The organism is Flavobacterium sp. (assembly GCF_035456085.1).
Taxonomy (GTDB): domain Bacteria; phylum Bacteroidota; class Bacteroidia; order Flavobacteriales; family Flavobacteriaceae; genus Flavobacterium.
The window spans coordinates 1-3,576 of record NZ_DATIDY010000188.1 but is presented as its reverse complement, the minus strand read 5'-3'; the positions used below and the strand labels follow the sequence as shown (position 1 = coordinate 3,576).

Below are 3,576 nucleotides of genomic sequence, written 5' to 3'. Positions count from 1 at the left end.
GAGTTCATCTGTTGCCAACGCTCAGTTTACAGCATCAGGACAATTTAGACCAAGAACAGAATTCAGAGATGGTTATAGCACTTTACAAACTAAAGATGCCGAAACTGCAGTTTTCACTTCACAAAGAACAAGATTGAATGTGGGATACACAGGATATAGATTCAAATTTTTTGTAGCAGTTCAAGATGTTCGTGTTTGGGGACAAGATGCTTCAACCATCAATAGAGTAACGACTGCCGAAAATAACGGAATACAATTGCACGAAGCCTGGGGTGAAATCATGTTAATCGACACCACTAGTACTATTCAAAATTTATCTCTAAAAATAGGTCGTCAAGAGATTTCGTATGATGATCAAAAAGTAATTGGCGGTCTTGATTGGTTACAACAAGCGAGATACCATGATGCTATTGTCCTGAAATATTTCAACAAAGGATGGACATTTGATTTGGGAGGCGCATTCAATCAAAACAAAGAATTATTAGAAGGCACAATTTATAATGGGGTTCCGCCTGCAACTGCTGGTTATCCTGCTGGAACAAATGGTTTAGGAACAAATTACAAATCATTGGAATATGTGTATTTAGCTAAGAAGTTTTTCTTTGGAGATATTTCGTTTTTGTTCTTGAGTGACAATTTCAATAAATATACCAATGTAACAGCCGGAACGCCACCTGTAACAACCAAAGTTAACGAACAAGGAATTTGGACTCGCAACACAACTGGTTTTTACTATAATGTGAACGCAACCCGCAAATTAAAATTCGAAGGAAGTGTATATCACCAATTCGGACATGACAAGAATGGTCGTAGTTTGAGCAGCAATTTGGCTTCTATCACATCGACTTTACAAGTAGGAAGAAAATTATTTGTAGGACCTGGAATTGATTATTTGTCAGGAACAGATGGTACAAAAGCAGTTACCGCAACTTCCGAAAACAATCAATTTGACCCACTTTATGGAACACCACATAAATTCTGGGGAAATATGGATTACTTCTATGCTTCAAGCGGATTTGGCGCACAAGGTTTGTTAAACTACTTTCTGAAAGCCAAATACAATTTAAAAGACAACCTGACTCTTTTTGCTGACTTACACGGATTTGAATCTGCCAATACTTTATCAAACGGAGCAGGAGGAACCCGAAACAGTTATTTAGGAACCGAATTAGACTTAAAAGTATCCTATAATATGACCAAAATGATCAATATCGAAGGAGGTTATTCTTTTATGAAAGCGACCAACTCTATGGCTTCGGCACAGGTTAAAAACGTTGCCAACGCCAATCTTTCTCCGCAATGGGCATACGTTATGGTAAACATCAAACCTAATTTTTTAAACAAAAAGTAAACGGTAAAAAGCACTGTTTCTAATGTGCTTAAAAACAATTTAAATTGAATTATAACAATTTTTAAAACTATAAAAATGATACAGACTAAAAAACATATAAAAACACTTTTTACCTCCGCGATGTTGGTAATCTGTGCGATTTCGTTCTCTTCTTTCACAACAAATCCAAATCCTCCAGTAGCGGGCGAACCAATCAAATTAGGTTTCATTCCACTAACCGATTGTTCGCCAATTGTAATGGCAAAAGAATTAGGTTTATTCAAAAAGTACGGTGTTGAGGTTGTCGTGACCAAAGAGACATCTTGGGCAAACGTTCGTGATAAAATCTTAACAGGCGAATTGGACGGAGCACACTGTTTGTACACCATGCCATTTTCAGTATACACAGGAGTAGGAGGAAAGGCAGGTTCTGAAATGAAAATAGCCATGATGCTAAACGTAAATGGACAAGCAATTACGTTATCCAATGATTTCTGCGGAAAAGTAGCTTTCAAACAAATGAACAAAGTAACGCCAATTGTGGCCGCCAAATTAAAAGCTGAAAAAGAAGTGACATTCGCCATGACTTTCCCCGGCGGAACACATGATTTATGGCTAAGAAACTGGATGTCATTAGCAGGTTTAAATCAAAAAGCGGTAAAAATCATCACGATTCCACCTCCACAAATGGTTGCCAACATGAAAGTTGGAAACATGGATGGGTATTGCGTTGGAGAACCTTGGGGCGGAGTAGCTGTAAAACAAGGAATAGGTTTTACCCAAATTGCTTCGCAAGATATTTGGAAAGACCACCCTGAAAAAGCGTTGGTGGTCAACAAAGAATTTAGCGAAAAACGCCGCGAAGATCTAAAAAAAGTGATGAAAGCGCTTTTGGAAGCCTGCATCTGGCTAGACAATCCTGCCAATCGCAAAAAAGCAGCCGCAATCATTGGCAAAGCACCTTATGTAAACGCTCCTGCCGATGTTATCGAAGCCAGATTAATGGGCGATTATAACTTAGGGTGCAACCAAGGAACCGAGGTTTACGGCGACGATTATATGTTGTTCTACAAAGGCGGAACGGTCAATTATCCTCGAAAATCCTATGCAATCTGGGCGATGGCACAATATGTACGTTTCGGATATTTGAAAGAAGAACCTAATTACAAAGCAATTGCCGACAAGTTGATTCTTCAGGATTTATACGAAGAAGTCGCCAAAAGCATGAAAATCAAAATCCCAACTGATGACATGAAACCATTCTCGCTCACTATGGACAAAACCGTTTTCAACCCGACTAATCCATCTGCGTATTTAAAAGTGGTGAAACATTAATAAAAGTTCCTTAGTTGCTAAGTTTCTGAGTTACTAAGACAAAAAAATCTTAGAAACTTAGTCTCTCAGGAACTCAGAAACTTTAAAAAAACAATTTGGGCGTGACCCTGTTGAGCAAAGGGGCTTACTTATAGGACCGCTTATACAGCCCCTTTACTCAACACGGTCGGGCTCTCCGCACTACTTCGGTAGTTTGCTTCAAATGAAATTCACTGAACTCCTATGAAAATAAATGATAGTGAAGTAATCCCTCACGCGGAAAGTCGTTAAGACAAATTTACCTTCCAGTTTGTCATTCCGACGAAGGAGGAATCTCAGCAAGAGGCTCGAGAATGCTTAGTAAAATACACTTATTTCTAGCAGTTCAAAAACATTAAATAATATTAAAATCAATAGTCATGTCAAATTCAACTACAGCAACAATCGGGACAGAAGGGGTAGCAGGAAGTTACTCTTATCCAAAAACTTTTGGTAAAGTAATTAAGAAAAAAAACTTTAAAAATGCCTCCAATTATATTTTAGAAAAAGCAAAATCAATCGCATTTGCTTGCCTTGGATTAGCCATTTTTTGTGGATTTTGGAGCTTATTAAGCTTTTATGTCAAAGATGCACTTCCAGGACCTTTGGCAACATTGACCGTTTTAAAAGAAATGTTGAGCGACCCATTTTACGATTACGGTCCAAACGATAAAGGCATCGGATTACAATTATTTGTTTCGATAAAAACCGTTTTGACCGGATTCTTATTGGGTTCTTTATTTGCAATCCCCTTCGGAATCTTGATTGGAGCCAATTCTTTTTTTAAGAGAATATTTTATCCAATTGTTCAGTTTTTAAAACCAGTTTCGCCTTTGGCTTGGTTTCCAATTGGTTTGGTTGTTTTCAAAGACACTGGAATCGCAACCATATTC

Annotated in this window: 3 protein-coding genes; all 3 read left to right on the top strand. The window is 37.9% G+C overall.

All coding sequences use genetic code 11. The features are described from left to right. Positions 1–1,351 (top strand): alginate export family protein (locus tag VLC96_RS13975; RefSeq protein ID WP_325263881.1); only part of this gene is annotated, 1,351 nt, incomplete at its 5' end. A 75-nt stretch (positions 1,352–1,426) separates the two neighbouring features. Next, positions 1,427–2,665 (top strand): CmpA/NrtA family ABC transporter substrate-binding protein, encoded by a 1,239-nt coding sequence (locus tag VLC96_RS13970; protein WP_325263879.1) that lies wholly within the window; start codon positions 1,427–1,429, stop codon positions 2,663–2,665. A 398-nt stretch (positions 2,666–3,063) separates the two neighbouring features. Continuing rightward, positions 3,064–3,576, top strand: a 513-nt coding sequence (locus VLC96_RS13965) for an ABC transporter permease (protein WP_414655575.1), incomplete at its 3' end; no start/stop codon positions are given.